This is a genomic window from Cohnella boryungensis, assembly GCF_042651945.1.
In the GTDB taxonomy this organism is placed as follows: Bacteria; Bacillota; Bacilli; order Paenibacillales; family Paenibacillaceae; genus Cohnella; species Cohnella boryungensis.
On the sequence record NZ_JBHSED010000002.1, the window covers coordinates 38142 to 55501 of the forward strand.

A 17360-nucleotide genomic window follows, 5' to 3' on the forward strand; every position below is an offset into this window, starting at 1 on the left:
GGGTAAAGCACCGACAAGGGCTGCCGTGCTTGGCTCAGCATTCTTGAATTGCCAGGATTAATGTGAACATGATCATACCTATCACCATTCATAAAAGTTATCCTCGATCAGCATCTCGAAGGAATCCGCTAATACCTTCATTTCCCCGGTATCGTGATAACAGATACAAACCTTTCCCTCTCGATCGATGATAATCGGATCGCCGGACCCATCTATAGAAATGACATAACCGGTTCGTACAACCTCTGCATAGGGAAGCTCCTTTAATTGCTCTCGGAACTCCAGCGTCAAATCGACAACAGTTTCCTTTCCAATACTAGAGCCATTTACGAAGGCATGTACGGCAATCCCTGCAAATGCCCCACCGAACGTCCTGATAAAATGTACGTAGTCCTCATGAAATTGTATGTTCAGTTGCCGCTGCGCCTCGGCAATTTCCTCTTGGCTCGCCGGAACGCCTACTAGTGTGCTTGTGTCCTCCCGATGCAGAAAAGCCTTTAATCTCTCCATCAACGCCTCTTTCATAGGTTAATTTCCTCCCCTAACAATTCTGATTTCCTGGCGGTCTTCTCATCATCCAATATCTCATACGGTTCTCCGCGCAGTCTGTAACGGCAAGTAATCGCGAGTAAAAGTATAGGAAATGGAAGGAAGGGCTAATTTAAGTATATCTGTTATGCAAGGAGCTCGGCACATGACGTATGGAGAAATTCTATTTCGAACGGCAACGTCCTTCGTTACATTACTCGTTCTGACCCGTCTGCTCGGTAAAAAACAAGTCGGACATCTAACGTTTTTCAATTATGTTACAGGAATCACCCTCGGCTCCACTACTGCCGAGATTATCGTCAGCAGACAAATCACGCTGCTGCAAGGCATATCTAGCTTGGTCCTGTGGTCGCTCATGGCGTTCATCATCGCCTTGACCGGTTTGCGCTCCGTCAGAGCGCGCGAGATTCTCGACGGCCAGCCTACGATTCTCATCAAACAAGGAAAGATTCTGGAGAAGGCGTTGGCTAAACAGCACCTCAACATCGACGATTTAAGCATGTTGCTTCGGAACAAGGATGTCTTCTCCCCCGAAGAGGTCGAATTTGCAATTCTGGAGCCTGACGGTCAACTCAGCGTGTTAAGAAAAGAAGAACTGCTGCCTGCAACAAAAAAGGATATAAAAGCACCCGTTACGCCTGTTTACAGAATCCCGACTGAACTTATCGTTGACGGTAGAATCGTAGAGAAAAATCTTGTAAAAATGGATGTCTCCGTTGTCTGGCTTAACCAACAGTTAAAGAAAGCCGGCATTCATTCTATGGATCAAGTATTTTACGCAGAGCTCCAATTGGACGGGACGCTGTATATTGACAAATATCAAGATTCAATCCCATAAACGGGTCTATCGGTGAAAAAAAAGGAGCTTGTCGCGGCATGACAGCTCCTAGAAATCCATTTAGTTAACGTTAACTTTTTCGCCGCTTCTTAACTTGCGAGCTCTACATTGTATATGTGCTAAGTAAAGACGGCCATACGGAGATTTTCTCGCGACAGGACGGACATACGGTTTCCCCCGCTAAGTAATGCAGATGCCCTGCCAAGGTTTGCTCTCCAATCGCTGCCGCCCGCTCCGCTAGCGCGCGTACTTCCTCATCTGCAAATGATGCTGCCGGAACGATTGGATGGGGCTCCTGGCCAGCGTGAAAAACAGGATCTTGTTCATAGGCTTGAAGAATTCCTTCATGCTCTTCATTAGGCCATATGAACACATCTTCCTCACAGGCCGGACACACGGCCACATACTCATCACCGTTAGTAAACGTCATCAACATGTTGGCAGGGGCATAGGAGCCGCGATAGGCAGCATCCGCAACAAGAGTGTAACGCTTCTCTATCTCATCTACGGTTGGTTGGGCTGCATAGGTGAATACTTCCTTTGTAAGCGCCCTGAGCTTGCCAATTGCCTCAACATAATCGCGATACAATTCCGTGCATACGGAGCTGCCTACATTCTCGGCTAGTTCAGCCCAAGATGCCGGGAATGACGCCTTATCTCTCTCATCGCGGCTTGCCTCGATGATACCGCAATTGATAAACAGTTCTTTGCGCACTTCCGCATCCGATGTGGAGCCTGCCAGTTGTGCCAAGAACGGCATCGCTGCGTAAGTAGCTGTATATATCGTATTTTGATGGAACAAATACTCCTGAAAAAGTTCGTCAAAAACCTCCTGGCTATATTCCTGCATTAGCTGCTGTAATAACACAGGGACGTTGTCTGCAGAGCCATACGGTCCTGTCAGCTTTCCCCACACGTCGCTATTCCATTTAAGCAAGCTTTCCCTCCGTTCCCAATTTCCAATCTTGTCCAACCTACGCTACTCAAAAAGGACAAAGGCATTCTCGATTCCAATCATGTTTTTCAGAGCTTTACCTAATGCGTAATGGTTGGGTGTATCCTTCTTAACAACACAAAGTATATTTCCTGCTTTGCCTTTTGTGAGATTAGTTGTAAAGCTTAACTTTTGTCCCTGCCCATATTTTTCTATCATCGCTTATGTTCCCTAACGGAATCCACTCAGGTGTTTCCATTCGACATCTACCTTTTATGGCCAATAGTCAGTATATAGAACATCTCCTTCATGAATGGCTGCTGGACACTTCCATTTTACCAAAGGATAGCCTCTTTCGTTATTAGCAGTATTTTTGATAGAAATCGATGTGAGAAGAGGCTCACCCTCAGTCATAAAAATGACTTATGGATGAGCCTCTTGTTTTTCCTTGCCTATATTCGATTACAAACTACTCGCTCAGCCATTCTCCGCTTTCGGCTCGAAGCGTGTACGCGTGATCCGTCGAAGCTTCCTCGATGTTTGCGTATGCCCAATGGGACGGGTCCACATCCGGCCAGCTCTGCTTCACGGTCCCGTTAAGCGGCCCCCGCTTCAGCAGCCGATTCAGAATGGTCACCGCTTCGGCGCGGGTGAGCTTATCGCTCGGACGGAACGTCAGATCCGGGTAGCCGTCCATATAGCCGGATAGCGTTGCGATCATACCGCTTGCCCAATGAGATGTCGGTACGTCCGAGAATGTGCGGGAAGGCACGCTGTCCGGCTTCAAATACCGATAAGCGATGGCGGCCATCTCCGCGCGCGTGATCGAAGCGTCCGCCCGGAAGGTTCCGTCCGGGAAACCGATCAGCAGACCCGACTTCTCCGCCCGGCTAATATTCGGGACAGCCCAGTACGTAGCCGCAACATCCGGGAACGACGTCCCAGCCGGAACCGAGGATGTTGGTACAATGCCGCTGTTGACCAGCAGCGTTGCCATCTCCGCCCTCGTAATGCTGCGCTCCGCTCCGAATGTGCCGTCCGGATAGCCGTTAACATACTTGGCATGGGTCCGGGACTGCTGTTCGGCGCCTTTGAATGCAGCCATATGCAGGATTGTGAACGTGCTGAACTTGTTAACGCCGAATTGCAAGCCAAGCTTGCCATTCGTTCCGGTAACCGCCTTGCCGGTTACCACTTCTTTCTCTCCATCCGAATGCTCGATAAAGATGCCCATTTGCTTCAAATACGCCGCTCGTTCTTGCGCATCTTGCGGCAGAACGACATCCCGCAAAGGAAGCGTCAGCGTAATCGCCCTGCTGGACAGATTCGTCTCAATGGTCATCGGACGAGCTACGACTTGGATGGCGTCATTGCCGGCTAGCTTCCTGACGACCTGTTCCTTTCGGGCGCGCTCCTCGATTTCTTGACGAAGCGCAGCCTCTCTAACGGGAACGAGACGGAAGTAGAAATCTGTGTCCAATCCGTCCAACGAAGCGATCGGAACGCGAATGACCGCGTTATCGGTATAGATTTCCAGGTCAATCTTGTTTTTCTGAAGCACCGCCAGCGCGTTCCGCGGCACGTTCACGCGGACTTCGCCGACTTCGTCCTTGACGTCGGGGATAACGATTCTGGCCACATGCTGCTTGGCTGCCGCAGCCCGCTGGGCGACTTCGTTAGCCTTGGCTTCGTTGAACGTCACTAGGTCGGATATTTTCCCATTGGCCTGCCTCGTCCGCTCGATCTCGACTTTGGCGGTGTCGGCCGATTGCTCTCCGCCGATGACGACATCCACCATAATGATTTCCTTGCCGCTGCTTGGCCCAGATGCATTGCTATTATTGTTGTTATTGCTATTATCGACGGGCGCCTGTTTCACTTGACTGCTCAGAACCTTTATATCCGACCAGTAGGCTATTTTCTGCTCGCCTTCCTCCTCGTACACCGCCAGGACATAAATGTGCTGCCCCGGAGAGACGACCAGTTCGTCGCCCGACTGAAGCTCCGTGTCGTAGCCGAGATCGGACGGATCCTCGCCGACATAAGGCTGCTTGACGCCGCCCGCATTTCCGATCCGATATTTCAGAACCAGTTCGCCGTAGCGCTCGTCCTGCAGACTCCCCTCCGCGATCTTCGCCGCCGTTGTGCCGATCTCGCTGCCGGGAGACCAGGACAAACCGCCGAAGGACGGCGCCGGATTGACCGTTTCGCCGTGTCGATTGTCCCCCCAGCCGACCAGGGTGCCGTCCGACTTCAGCGCGATCAGATGGGACCTTCCCGCTGCGATGGCTACGACGCCGTCAAGCCCGGGCGGCGGTTGCAGTTGTTCGCCGTCTCCCCATACGACGACATGCCCATCTCTCTTAAGCGCCACGGAATAGTTGTCATTCGCATCGACCGCCACGACGTCCGACAAGTTTTCCGGGACCGGATCCAGGTAATAGGGACCCCACATTCTGACAGTCCCGTCCGACAGCAACGCCAGCGTGTGATTGAGTCCCGATGCGATGGCCGTCGTTTCCGGCAGGTCGTCAGGCACTGACGTCGCCCCCATCGAACCCGAGCCCCAACTGACGACCGCATTATCCCACGTCAGCGCTGCCGCATGGTTATACCCGCCAGAGATGGACTTGAACGGGGCATGGATGTTTTTCCACTGCTCTGAAATTCTGTAAGATCCCCAACTGACAACCGTCCCGTCCTTCTTCAGGGCGGCGGAGGCGAACCCTCCCAACACGAGCCCGACGACGTCGTCCTCATCTAAGAGTTCATCGGGAACGGTACACCCCTCACCCAAAGCCACAACGGAACCGCTTGCCTTAATCGCATAGCCGCACTCGTCGGACGCGTAAACCGCCTGTACGCCGATCAGGCCGTCAGGCAATTCAATCTTCTGATCGTGAATCCTACCATAGGCCTTGACCGTACCGTCATCCTGAAGCGCCAGCGTAAATCCATCCCCGGCCGCAATTCGCGTATGGGGAATTGGCAGTTGGACAGGCGATGTGGCATAGGTAATATTCAGCTTGGGAATGGAGGGCCCGGAGGATGGGAAGTTGAAGAAACGCTTCCCCGGATCATCCGCCCAAGAGCCCGTCAGTACGAGATCGAGTTCGTCTTCTCCTTCGGCGATCCTGTCGCGCACCAACGGCGCAATATTGAATTTTACCCATTTGCCGCCTTCATCCGTTACGGCAAACGTTCGGGAATGTAAAACGCCGCTATGAGGCCAATCAGCAGGGGCCTCCGAAGCCGTTGCGGGTTCAGTCCAGCTCCCGTTATACTGGTGAATCGTCAGCTCGGGACCGCCTTCGTCATTGGCATAATTATCGGTTACAAACAGCTCTAGATTGGCCTCAAGCACCGTTCCGGCAAACCCGTTCAAGTCGAATTTGAGTACGCCTGCGAACGAGTTGCCCGCATTGGTGCCGATCGATATCGTATCCGGGCAAGACACGGTTGTGTTCCAATTGACCACGGAATTTTTGTACTCGCAGCTTGCCAGCAGCTCGCCGGCAACCGTGGCCGTCGAAGCTGGCTCCGCGCTCGCCGTGCCGGCCATCGCGATTGGCGGAACCGCCAGAACAACGGCCAGCAGCAGTTGAAGCTTTATTCTGGACAACAAGCGCAACAAGGATCGTTCTTTCAAAGTCAATCTCCCTCTCTGCAGTAAATTCATACGTTGCATGAGAGAAGATTAGCAATCGGCCTCTAAACATTTTCCAAACAAATCAATTACTCGCGAATATGTTCATTGGGAGTCAGCCCCAGGTCGGTCCGAAAGGTCGTTTCTTTAAGCCGAAGCACCTTGTCTGCGGCCGCCGCGTCGCCCATAGCCTTCAAATGCAGCGCCAGACGGTCATAATATATTTCCTCATAAGGATGCAGTTCGATCAGCTTTCGCAGTAGACGTTCCTTCAGCGAAGCGACAGCCGCGCCTTCCTCCAATTGCTCCAGATGTCGAATGACTGTCGCGCGCAACTCGTATCTCCTGCTATTCGCCCAACTGTAGTTTTCCGTCTCGAAGTAATCGCCGCGGTAGAGCGACAGCAGCTCCTCCGCGTCGCTCGCCCGCCTCCCTTTCCCGAGCAGCTCTTCCAGCCGCGCTACATCGCTGGCGATTTGGTCCATTCGCACCCAATAACGCTCATCTCCGACTCCGATTATGTCCGGAAAACCCGCCGTCTTCAGCGTATTGCGCATATAGTACATCGTCGTATGAAAAAGCGCCTGCGCGCGTTCGGAATCCAATTGCGGCCACAGCTGCTCGAGTATGCGCAGCCGATATACGGGAGTTCCGCCATGGTGCCACAAGAAACTGAACATTTCCTTCGTCTTTTTCGTCCGCCATGTGATTAAACGGTCCTCGGCGTCGTACAGCTCCATGCTTTCGAGCAGTTTCAGAGACAGCCTTTTTTCGCGGGACTCCGCGGACATCATGCCGTCTGGGCCGGGGAGTGTCCTGGCGGTCCTCCGAGCCGCTTTCTCACGAAGCTCCGCGTGCCTCTCCAACGTGTTGAGGAGCCGGTGCTTGGCTACGGGTTTAAGCAAATAACCGATCGCTTTCGTCTCGAAAGCATCGACCGCATAGGTATGGTGTGCCGTCACATACACAATGTTGGCATCGGGAAAAACCGCGAGAAGCGAGGCTGAAGCCGCAAGCCCGTTCGTCTCCGGCATTTCGATATCGAGGAAGATCAGATCCGGCTGCATCCCTTCGGACTGTGCGATCGCTTCGGACACCAAACGGAATTTGCCGAGCACCGTTACCCCGCCAACCTCCTGCAGCAGAATCTCCATCACGTCGAGCGCGATCTCCTCGTCGTCAATTAATATCGCTTTTATCATGATTGCATCACCTTGCCTCCGGTATTTGCAGCTTGATCTGTGTGCCTTCGCTTGAACTGCTGCGAATATCCAATCCGCCGCCGCATACCATTTGCAGACGACGGTTGACATTGCCGATCCCGACGCCGGCTGCCCTCCCTTCCTTCAGCACGAGCAGCAATTCCTCGCCCATCCCGACACCGTCGTCTGCCACGAGGATCTCCGCCCCTCCTTCACGCCGGCGGGCAACTATCCGCAGCGTGCCTCCAGACGGCTTCGGGCCTATGCCGTGCCGCACCGCATTTTCTACGATTGGCTGAAGCGTCAGCGGCGGCAGCATGCATTTGAAACCCGCCTCGATCTCCATTTGGACAGTCAGCCTGTCGCCGAAACGCAGCTGTTCGATTGCCAAATAGGCCGAGACCAATTCCATCTCGCGTTCGAACGGAACGAGTTGCCCTGAGAAGACGAATGTAAATTTGGCCCGCAAGTAGGTCGTCAGATGGTGAATCGTCTCCCTCAGCTTGTCTACATTCCGATAACTGAGTCCAACGAGGGCATTCATGCTGTTGTACAGGAAATGCGGCGTAATTTGGGCCTGCAGGAAATCCATCTCCCGACGTACCGCACGTTCCGAGGAGCTCTTCATCGCCAGCAGAGACTGCACCCTCGCCCGCAATTCGGCCAACTCGAACGGCTTCTGTACAATATCGTTCGCGCCGGCGGCGAACGAGGCCACGATATCGCCCGTCTGTCCGGAAGCGGTCATCATCAGCACCGGCAGCTCCGCAAGTCCTTGCAGCAGTCTAATCTCCCGGCATACGTCAAGTCCGGAGATGCCAGGCATCATCAGATCGAGCAGCAGCAGGTCCGGTTTAATCTTGTTGCGGCGCAAGGCTTCAAGCGCTTCTTCTCCGCTTCCGACCGCCGTATACCCATGACGCATGGAAGAAACCTCATCGATAAGCACCTTCAGATTGGACGGTTCGTCGTCTACGATCAGAAGGTGAAACTCGGCCGTTTGATGGTCCTGCATCGGCGCTGATAACGGGGATGGCAATACCCCTTCGGCGCTCGCGGCGGTAGCCGCTTCTTCTGACGCCAAATCAATCGGCAGCGTGAACGTGAACAGCGAGCCTACGCCGACTGTGGATTCCACCTCCAATCGGCCCCCTTGCAGCTCCACCAATTGCTTGGCAATATTCAGTCCCAGGCCGAGTCCCTCGCGGGCATACCCAAGCTGCTCCAACTGTACGAACGGCTGAAACAAGACGGCAATTTCATGTGTAGGAATGCCTCTCCCCGTATCCGTCACCGAGATGGCCAGCTCGTCCCCCCTCCGCTCTGCGGAGAGGATGACCGTTCCTCTTTTCGTATATTTCAGCCCGTTCTCCAGCAGGTTGTACAAGATCTGCTTCAACCGGTTCTCGTCCGCAAGGATGAGCGGCAGCTTTGCGGGCAGCGCATTGATAAGCTGCACCTCCTTATTGACCGGCGAGATGGATAACGTCTCCATTACGAACCGAACAGACAGACCCAAGTTGACCGATGTCCTATGGATCAGAAGCTGTCCGTGACGAATCCGGTTCAGATCGAGAATATCGTGCACGAGTCCCGTAAGCCGTCTGCCCAGCAGATGCAGCATACGAATATTGTCGCGATGCTCGGCTCGAAGGGGGATCGCCTGATTGTCCAGCAGCGCCTGCGACAGATTCACAATCCCGTGCAGCGGCGTTCGCAGTTCGTGCGAGGTTTTAACCAGAAATTCGTCCTTCTGGCGATCGTATCGCAGCAATCGTTCAGACAGCCGTTCGCTTCTCCGGTAGCTCAGCTGAAGCTGCTCGGACATGAGCAGGGCTTGCGACAAGACAAGCAGCGCCGGCGTCACGACCATATAATAGGGATTATCTAGCGCAAGCTGGTAACGCAATTGCGCATATAACCAACTGACAATCAGAAAGAAAATACCCAGCATAATATAATGGCTGCTTTGGTCTCCGCGGCTGCGGCTTCGGAAGACGGCATAGAACATACTCCCGAAAGCGGCCGCTTCAATTGCAATCCCGACGTCAAGGAAACTGACCAAATGACGATTGGGAACCAGCAGAATCATCGCAAGGTAAGCGTAGGCCAGTCTCCGAAGCCAAACAAACACCACGTTATCCCTTTCCTTCAGGTACCGATATACATAATACGTGAAGAAGAAAAAAGACAGGAGCGGCAATAGGAAGAGCATTCTTTGAAGCCACGGAAACGTCAAACCGGGCACAAAACCAAGCGCCAATATTTCGTTGTCGATGCTGAAGAACAGTCCGAGCGACAGACAGAATAGGCAAAAATGCATCAGATGCGGCTCCCGGCGCCACTGTCTGAACATGCCCGCATAATACAATCCGAATGCAAGCAGGATCGTCGTCAGGATCATATCGGCGAGTTTGGAATCTTCGCGCCGCTTCATCACGTCTTCAGCGAGTCCAAATTCCGGCGGCTGAACCAACCCGCCTTCCATATAGTTAAAGCTGGCCACCTGAATAATAATCTCAACGGTTCCCGAATTCGCTTGGACGGTGCCGAAGAAAGGCGCATTGCTCGGCACGAAGCCTTCCCCCGATAGGGAAGGACGGCCGCTGCCGCCCAGATCGATGCCATTCATGAATATGCGGCTGGACATTCGGACTTTTTTCGCCCGTATGCTGTACAATTCCGCTTCATTCGTACGAATGAGCAGCCGATATGTACCGGCTCCGTAACCGTTCTTGTCTCCTGAAGCCAGTTTGTTTTTCCAGCCCCCGGGCACTTGAATGAAACGGCCTTCGAGCTCGCCGCCCGTCCTGAAATCTTCCGGCCCTAGCAGCTTCCCTTCATAGAACTCCCACTCCCCGCGCAGCGAGAGGACTCCCTGCTCCGAAAAATCCCATTTCGTCGCGTCGAGCAATCCGCCGCTTGCCCTCACGGCGTGCGTCGGAGGATTAAGCCATTGAAACACATTCACGATCGTAACGATGACGAACAAGACGATCATTCCAAGCAATATCGCATTTTTCCTCACTATGGCCTCACCATCTTCTCCAGCAATGCCTACACTATCGGCTGTTGTCGACCGTCGTTAAGAATGCAATCGGATCGAATTCGTTGAACATGTCCAGTATACTTTATACGCCTGCCATCCGCATCAACACCGTACGGCCAACCCTACCGATTCAGCCTGCAAAGTGTCTCATTTAGAAAGAAAAAGACCGTGGATCGGGTCCACGGCCTTGGTCCTATACAGAGGGTCATCTGAACAGTCGAGACCGACTTGGGGTTGGGTTCTTCCCTCCTGTTTTCGAACAGACGTCCTGAATTTCATCCGAGCCGTCCCGCCTGTACCTTCTCTTCTCCAACTTCATGTCGATAAAATCGACGACCTGCTGCAGAGAGGCGATTTGGCTGACGATATTTTCCCGGTGGCTCTTTAAGAGTTCCACCAGTTCGGGATATTCCGCAGGATCGGCATCGACGGAAACCTCCAAAAAAGGCCGCATTTCTTCCAGCGGCATCCCCGTTTTTTTCAGACAAGAGATCAGCAGGATGGTCTCGATGTCCTCCTGCCGATAGATGCGGTGCCCGTTGTCCTTCCGTTCTGCCCGGGGGAGCAGCGCGATCTTCTCGTAATAACGAATCGTATCTTCAGAAATTCCGGTTTGCTTGGCGGTTTGCTTTATCGTAAAAGTTTGCTCTTCCTTCATCTTGTCCCCTCCCCGGAGGCTCTTTTTGTGCATTATACATCTTGGAGCTGGCTCCAAGTCAAGTCTCTTAACCGTTGGACATTTTTCCGGCTTGACTTGGAGTCGACTCCAAGTTATAGAGTGAGCATTATCAAGAGAAATATCCGGTATTAGGAGGAGACATGCAATGAATCAGGGACAACGTGAAAATATCGCCGCGATTACGGGCGCAAACGCAGGGATCGGGTTGGCATTAACCCGGAGATTGCTGTCGGACAACTGGCAAGTGGTCGCTTTGAACCGTTCCGACTTTCCGTCCGACGATAGGATAATTCAAGAAGCAGTCCAGAGGGGATCGCTTCGCATCTATAAGACGGACGATCTTGCCGATTATGCCAGCTTGAGACGGACTTTAGAAGAGATCAAAAGCAAGGAGCAACGGATCGATATTTTGTTTAACAATGCCGGAAGGTCCTTCTCCGAGCTGAGCTATTCGAAACAAGGACGCGAGTATCATTATGAGCTGATGACGGTCGTTCCGTATATCATTCTGATGGAATTAAAGGAACTGATACAAAGCGGCAGCTTAAAAACGGTGATCAACACCTCGTCTTCAGCACTCAAATTTACGAAAGAGTTGAGTATCGAAAGCCTGGAGCGCCCCAAAGTCTTTCGCAAGCTGATTGGTCCTTATGCCGCCTCCAAGCTAGCGCTCTCGCTGTGGACTCAGGCCATCGCACCGCAGCTTGCCGAGGATAATATCAAAATCCGCAGCGTTGACCCGGGCGGCAACAACACGCTAAGAAAGGGGAAGAAATCTGGATTGCCCCCAGTCGTTACCCTGTTGATGAAGCTGTTTTTCTCTCCGCCAACCCACGGCGCGGGCAGGCTGTATGAAGGCGCGCTCGGTCAACACCGGCATGAAACCGGCGTGTTTTTGCTGAAAGATCAGGTTGCGGAATTAAAATTTAAAGATCAAGCTAGGAATATTTTGGAAGGAATGAATGCGATTTACGAACGCGAATTTTGTTCTCTATCCTAAAAATCTGGACTTGAAGTTTGGCGAGCTCCTATATCGCGCTCTCCTGCGGCTGGACCTATCCTTCATTTAGGGTACGGTTCAGCTTAACGCGTAAATAGTTGTCTTTGGGCACCACAAGGTCATATAGAGCCGTATAGGGGCTAAGCGCAAACGAGATTTGAGGCTGGAACATGGGCTTCAACCCTTTCACCTAGAGAACTTTTTCAGTGGCCTCCTTCGCATGAGGGCTCTTTTTTTGCTGTCGAAGTTAAGAGGGGAACCCCGGTCCTACTCAGTAAAGCAGTCCCAGCTCAAACCCCTTCACGATGGCGCCGATGCGCGTTTTTACGCCAAGCTTCTGGTTAATCGAAGCTAGATGGTATTCGACTGTACGCTGGCTGATAGCTAGCTCCAACGAGATTTCTTTATTCGTCTTTTCCTTCGCAAGCAGTTGAAGCACTTCCCGCTCGGCAGGGGTCAAAGCGTCAGGAGAACCGCCCGAGGCTCTAATGTTCTCCGGAACAAGAATGTGGCCGAGCATGCTTTGTTTGATCGCATTGATGATTTTGGTGTAGGACGCCTGCTTCGATAGGTAAGCGTGGACGCCGATTTTGTAAGCCTTGTGGTAGAACTCTTCGTACGTGTAGCCGGATAGCAAAATGATTTTCAGGGAATTGCCGTAACGTTCTTTTAACTGCTGGGCTAATTGAAAACCGTCCGTGTGCGGCAGCGAAATATCCAGAACCACGACGTCGGGACAGACTAGCTCGGTTTGGACGATAAATTCGCGAGGGTCGGTGAACGTGTGCAGCACTTCAATGCCGGGCTCGGCGTCGAGGCGGTTCTTGAGCCCCTCAAGAACAAGGGGGTGGTCGTCCAGCAAATAGACGCGTATATTATCGGTCATACGACAATCTCTCCTTAACAAAGAGGTAGTTTAAGGGTAACCGATGTTCCTTGGCCGGGAACGGAATCGATATCGGCCGTTCCTCCCATATGCTCCATCTGATCGCAGACGGACAACAGTCCGAAACGGGAACCGCCGGCGGCCGATTTCCCAGAGGGCGAAGCAGTCGTAAAGCCTTTGCCGTTATCCATAACGCTGCAAAAGACGTAGTCCCGGTTCATCCAGACGCGGACGTGCATTTCCGACGCTTGCGCATGTTTGAATACGTTAACGATCAGCTCGCGTACGGCTCGGAACAGGTTCGCTTTGACAAAGGCGGGAAAGGGCTCCGGCGAAGGCGCTTCATAATGAAGGGCGACGGCGATTTCATTCTGGCGATTCATGTCCCGAAGAAGCCACTGCAGAGCTTCCTGCAAATCCCCTTTGTCCAGAATATGCGGATACAAATGGTCGCTCAGCGATCGGATGCTGCGCTGCGAATCGTAAAGGCATTTCAACCATGTAGCGTTGCGTTCTCGCTCATACCGGCCGGTATCGTGCAGCTCCTCCAGATCCCGGGACAGGAAGATCAAGTTTTGCAGCAGGTCGTCATGCAGGAAGTAGGAAATTCTGATCTTCTCGGCCTCTCTCGCTTCCAGCAGCAATTGATTATACGTCCGGAAATCGTGGAACTGGCGCTCCTGAAGATCGATTTGATCTTTATTTAGCTCATATTCATACCTTGCACGCACCAGCTGGCGTGCATTCGAAAGCATGTGGATCACTTCCTCACGGAGCTTCCCAATGATCCCGATCTCCTCCGATGAGAAAGGCGAGCGGTTCGTTTTCGGTCCGAGGCATAGGTAACCGAGCTTTTGATCTTCCTGTCCGTGTAACAGCTCCATCACTTGAGCGTATTCTTTGCTGTTGCTCCAATCTTGGTTGTCCGGCGCTGATGCGACCCCGGGACCGAATTTGTCTTCATAGATTCCCGTTTTATACACAAGGGGCAAAACATTGTCATCGAAATAAACGAGCGTAAGGCCTTGTACCTCGATCCTATCGTGGAGCAAGTCGGCGAATAGCTTTAGAATGTCGCGGATATTGTTCTTCTCGGCTAACTGCAACGACATTCGGAGCTTCTGATGTTCAAGCCATTCTTTATTACGGTTCTTATGCCGCAGCAAGCGGAGGAGAAGACGCCGGTAACCGTAAGTGAGCAGCCCGAACAGGATACAAAGTCCGGCGGCATATAGCGCCGACCCCCAAGCCGCAGCCAACAGGAACAAAGCAAGCGCGAAGCCGCAGTAGAAGGTGCTTAAAACTATTCTAGGAACGTAAAATTTCCAATCCAGCATCTGACGCTGGACAAGCAGATAAGTCAGCGTGCCGGATATCGGAACAAGTCCAATGAGTGTATATTCCGCAGATACGAAATAGTCCGCCCACAGAAGCCGGGGAATCGCGTAAAGCAGTACATAAGGCATCAGGCTGGTAAATACGCCGAGAAACAGGATAAAAAGCTGGTTTCTCTCGATTCGGTCGAACTTGGACCAATAAAATGCCGTAATGCACGCTATGAGGATTAACGTGATGATGAGAGCAACGTTTAGCGCATCCGTTACCCAGCTATACGTTATCTGTCGGACAATGGAGAACGTGGCGAAAGCGGAAAAGGCGGCTGAGTATGCTTGGTAGCCAAGCAACAGGGGACGGAATCGGGAATAGATGGACCGGAACGCAAACAGCAAGTAAAAGGAAAGGATGACATAAGGCAGCCAAATGGCGCAGTAGACGAAAATGTAGTTGGATAAATAGATCTCATCGGAGAACATGGCAACAATACAGAAGGCAATGATCACGTTCAACAGGAAGAATCGCCGAAAGAGTCGGGACTCGGGATTTTTCCGGACGGAATACCAGCCGACTCCGACGAGGAACGCTTCCATTAGGAACGCAAAGCCGTTCTCTAGCTTATCGGTCCGAGTCGGCTTGATCGCTATCGAGTACTGGCGTCCTTCCGAGCCCACCACTTCGAGCCTATTTGCGCCAGTCAGTATTTTCTCGTTATCCGACACGAACAGCCTTGGGTCAGGCCGTCCATCGAAGGACACGATGCGGTCGCCTGGCTCAATGCTTAAGCCGGAAGCGATTGAATCTTGCAGAATACCGGCAACGATCCATTCCGATGATGAGTTCCGCTCGACCAGAATACCCGGGCTTGGATTCGTTAGCGAATGGAATTGGATATAGGAAGCCGCGCCAAGGAAGAGCGCTAGACAAATCAAAATGAACAAACGGTTTATACGCGGATACTGTAAGATGCCGGGCATGGTTCACAATCCTTTGAGCGGGTTTCCTTCCATCATAATGGAAAACAAGCGATCCGTCTCGAATCGCCTGCTCCTTTCAATGAGTTTCTATAAAAGCTTCTGAAGGAATAAATAAATCAACGCGGCTGCTTCCTGATTCAGCATGTTATCTTTCGGCCTGTAGTCCACCGGACCGGTCGACGGCTGCACGTCGGGGCCGAACAGTTGCCGTCCGACAACATATTGAACCCCTTCGGATGCCCAGGAAGAGACGGAGCCTTGCAGCTCTGCTCGCACCGGAGCCGCACCCAGTCCGAGTTTGGCCAACCGCCAGATGAAGGTAGCCGCTTGCTCGCGGGTTAACAGCTTGTCGGTACCGAACTTGCCGCCTGGCTGCCCTTGAATGATACCGAACTCGTAAGCCGTCTGGATCGCCGCTTCATACGGGCTTCCTCCCGTATCGGTAAACGAAGAGGGGCGATTAGAAAGCTGAAAGCCGGTTAACGGCATGATCTGAGCAATGAACTGGCCTCTGGAAATCGGCTCGGCCGGTTCGAAGTCGGCTGCGTCGCCCTTGATGGCGCCTAATTGAACCAAGGGGTAGATATACTTGGCATAAGGGTGATTCTCGGGAACATCCTTGAATTTCGGCGGCTCGGGAAGCTTCTCCGCCCAACTGTCGAGCAGGTTGTAAGAGAAGTAGAGAATGTTACCTTCCGCATCCGTCTTAAACCCGGCGGGAGTTCCCTCTTCGTCGTAGAATAACAGGTCGCTTGCTTGCCGCAAAGTATGTTTGCCGTATACATCCTCTACAATCAATGCGCCGTCCACCGCCGAAATATCATAGCGGAATGCGGGGGTGCGCATATGACGGTACATTCCCTCGAAGCGGCGCAATTGCTGCTTGGTCGGTTCGGGGCTTACGAAAGTCGGCCCATCGCCCGTTGCCGGGAAATAACGGTTCATGAACTGTTCGAAGAAAGTTTCGCGCAAATTACCCTTGTCGCTGTTCAGGCCGAGGAACATTCCGGCGTTCTGATCGGGCAGCAGCCACAGATTCGAATGAAAACCCGACAAATCGCCGCCTTTCTCCACGACCGTATAGCCGTTGTAGTCTTTGGGGTAGTTGGTTTCGAGGGCATAGCCTATGCCCGGAATGTCCGGATGAATCGTGACGCTCTTGTTCTCCATGGCTCTTACGGACGCTTCTTTCAGAATACGAGCGTTGTCGGCTTGGCCGCCGTTCAGCATCGCAAGGAGGAACTTCGCCATGTCGGCTCCCGTAGTAAACATGCCGCCTTCCGGTGCGCTGTCGGGTACGTTCGGATATTGCTCCACTGGCATTAGCGTGTTGTCATGGGGAGTCGCGATCGCTTTTCTTACCTCGTCGCCGAAGATGAAGGTACTGTTCTTCATTCCGAGAGGCTGGAACAAATTCTTGGCCATGTAATCCTGAAAGGGCATGCCCGATACTTTCTCGATAATGTATCCTTGCAAAGAAAAGCCGTAGTTGTCGTAGCTGAACGTTTCGCCCGGTTTGCGCACGACCGTCGGGACCGCGTCTTTTAAAAACTGATCTAGCGTATAGGGCGCATCCGAACCGGAGCTGACGGTGTCCGCAATGTCGAACCCGCTCGTATGGGTCATCAGATGCTTTAACGTTAACGGATAGTCGGTTTTATTCGGAATTTGAAGATCCGGCAAATAAGCTTGCACGTCTTGGTCCAAATCGATCTTGCCGGCTTCGGCCAGCTGCATAATGCCAACCGACGTAAATAACTTGGATACGGAAGCGATGCGGAAAAGGGTTTTATCGGCGTCGACCGGCTTCTTGGCTGCTATGTCGGCATAGCCATACCCTTCGTTCAGGACAATTTGCCCGTCTTTGACGACGACGAGGACGGCGCCGGCCAATTGATCCTTTACTTCCTTTTGTTGAAAAAATTGTTTAGCGAACATTGCGACATCGGTCTTGTCTAGCTTGACGGCTGAAGGGTTGGCGGGTATATCCGCTGCCATCGCCGATGTTGGAATCCATAGTATGGCAACGAACAAGAGCAGGAATATTTTTTTCAAGTTCGACTCTCCTTTGATGAATTGTTGTACTCCTATGCTATCATCCGGGACCCGATCTGAAATCCGTAGGAAGGGGTGGAAACGCGGGGAGCTCACGCATTTGTATTGCGCGATCGCGCAAAGAAAAGTGGTAATCATTCACAATATGTAGTTAAATATTTTTCGGAAATTGTACAATATGGAAGAATGGCTAATGTAATGGGATGAATT

Annotated in this window: 11 protein-coding genes and 1 pseudogene; 2 read left to right on the forward strand and 10 right to left on the reverse strand. The window is 52.4% G+C overall.

The window, feature by feature from the left end:
• Positions 1-81: 81 nt before the first annotated feature.
• Positions 82-525, reverse strand: coding sequence for an SMI1/KNR4 family protein (locus ACFO1S_RS00730; RefSeq protein ID WP_204604014.1), 444 nt, complete (start codon positions 523-525; stop codon positions 82-84).
• Between the two features lie 169 nt (positions 526-694).
• On the opposite strand from ACFO1S_RS00730, the gene ACFO1S_RS00735 reads away from it, so the two are divergent.
• Positions 695-1387 carry a YetF domain-containing protein gene (locus tag ACFO1S_RS00735; protein WP_204604013.1) on the forward strand — a complete coding sequence of 231 codons (693 nt, stop codon included), beginning with the start codon at positions 695-697 and terminating at the stop codon, positions 1385-1387.
• A 103-nt stretch (positions 1388-1490) separates the two neighbouring features.
• On the opposite strand, the gene ACFO1S_RS00740 is transcribed toward ACFO1S_RS00735, so the two are convergent.
• The 6 genes and pseudogenes from ACFO1S_RS00740 to ACFO1S_RS00765 all read right to left on the reverse strand — a co-directional run bounded on the left by ACFO1S_RS00740 (position 1491) and on the right by ACFO1S_RS00765 (position 10876).
• Positions 1491-2324: a hypothetical protein gene (locus tag ACFO1S_RS00740; protein ID WP_204604101.1), complete on the reverse strand. Its 834-nt coding sequence runs from the start codon at positions 2322-2324 to the stop codon at positions 1491-1493.
• 42 nt (positions 2325-2366) lie between these two features.
• Entirely contained in the window at positions 2367-2540 is a 174-nt protein-coding gene (locus ACFO1S_RS00745) for a hypothetical protein (protein WP_378126044.1), read from the reverse strand.
• A gap of 250 nt (positions 2541-2790) precedes the next feature.
• Positions 2791-5970 (reverse strand): S-layer homology domain-containing protein, encoded by a 3180-nt coding sequence (locus tag ACFO1S_RS00750; protein ID WP_204604012.1) that lies wholly within the window; start codon positions 5968-5970, stop codon positions 2791-2793.
• An 86-nt stretch (positions 5971-6056) separates the two neighbouring features.
• Positions 6057-7169 carry a response regulator gene (locus ACFO1S_RS00755; protein ID WP_204604011.1) on the reverse strand — a complete coding sequence of 371 codons (1113 nt, stop codon included), beginning with the start codon at positions 7167-7169 and terminating at the stop codon, positions 6057-6059.
• Between the two features lie 7 nt (positions 7170-7176).
• Positions 7177-10197: an ATP-binding protein gene (locus ACFO1S_RS00760; RefSeq protein ID WP_378126047.1), complete on the reverse strand. Its 3021-nt coding sequence runs from the start codon at positions 10195-10197 to the stop codon at positions 7177-7179.
• A 143-nt stretch (positions 10198-10340) separates the two neighbouring features.
• Positions 10341-10876, reverse strand: a pseudogene (locus ACFO1S_RS00765) (MerR family transcriptional regulator).
• A 166-nt stretch (positions 10877-11042) separates the two neighbouring features.
• Here ACFO1S_RS00765 and ACFO1S_RS00770 point away from each other — a divergent pair.
• A complete protein-coding gene (locus ACFO1S_RS00770; protein ID WP_204604008.1) occupies positions 11043-11897 on the forward strand; it encodes an SDR family NAD(P)-dependent oxidoreductase in 855 nt (284 codons plus the stop codon).
• A gap of 271 nt (positions 11898-12168) precedes the next feature.
• On the opposite strand, the gene ACFO1S_RS00775 is transcribed toward ACFO1S_RS00770, so the two are convergent.
• The 3 genes from ACFO1S_RS00775 to ACFO1S_RS00785 form a co-directional block, all read right to left on the reverse strand.
• Positions 12169-12783, reverse strand: a complete 615-nt coding sequence (locus tag ACFO1S_RS00775; protein WP_204604007.1) for a response regulator — start codon at positions 12781-12783, stop codon at positions 12169-12171.
• Between the two features lie 14 nt (positions 12784-12797).
• Positions 12798-15095 (reverse strand): sensor histidine kinase, encoded by a 2298-nt coding sequence (locus ACFO1S_RS00780; protein ID WP_204604006.1) that lies wholly within the window; start codon positions 15093-15095, stop codon positions 12798-12800.
• 87 nt (positions 15096-15182) lie between these two features.
• On the reverse strand, positions 15183-17150 hold the full coding sequence (locus ACFO1S_RS00785; RefSeq protein WP_204604005.1) for a serine hydrolase: 1968 nt from the start codon (positions 17148-17150) through the stop codon (positions 15183-15185).
• Between the last annotated feature and the right edge of the window lie 210 nt (positions 17151-17360).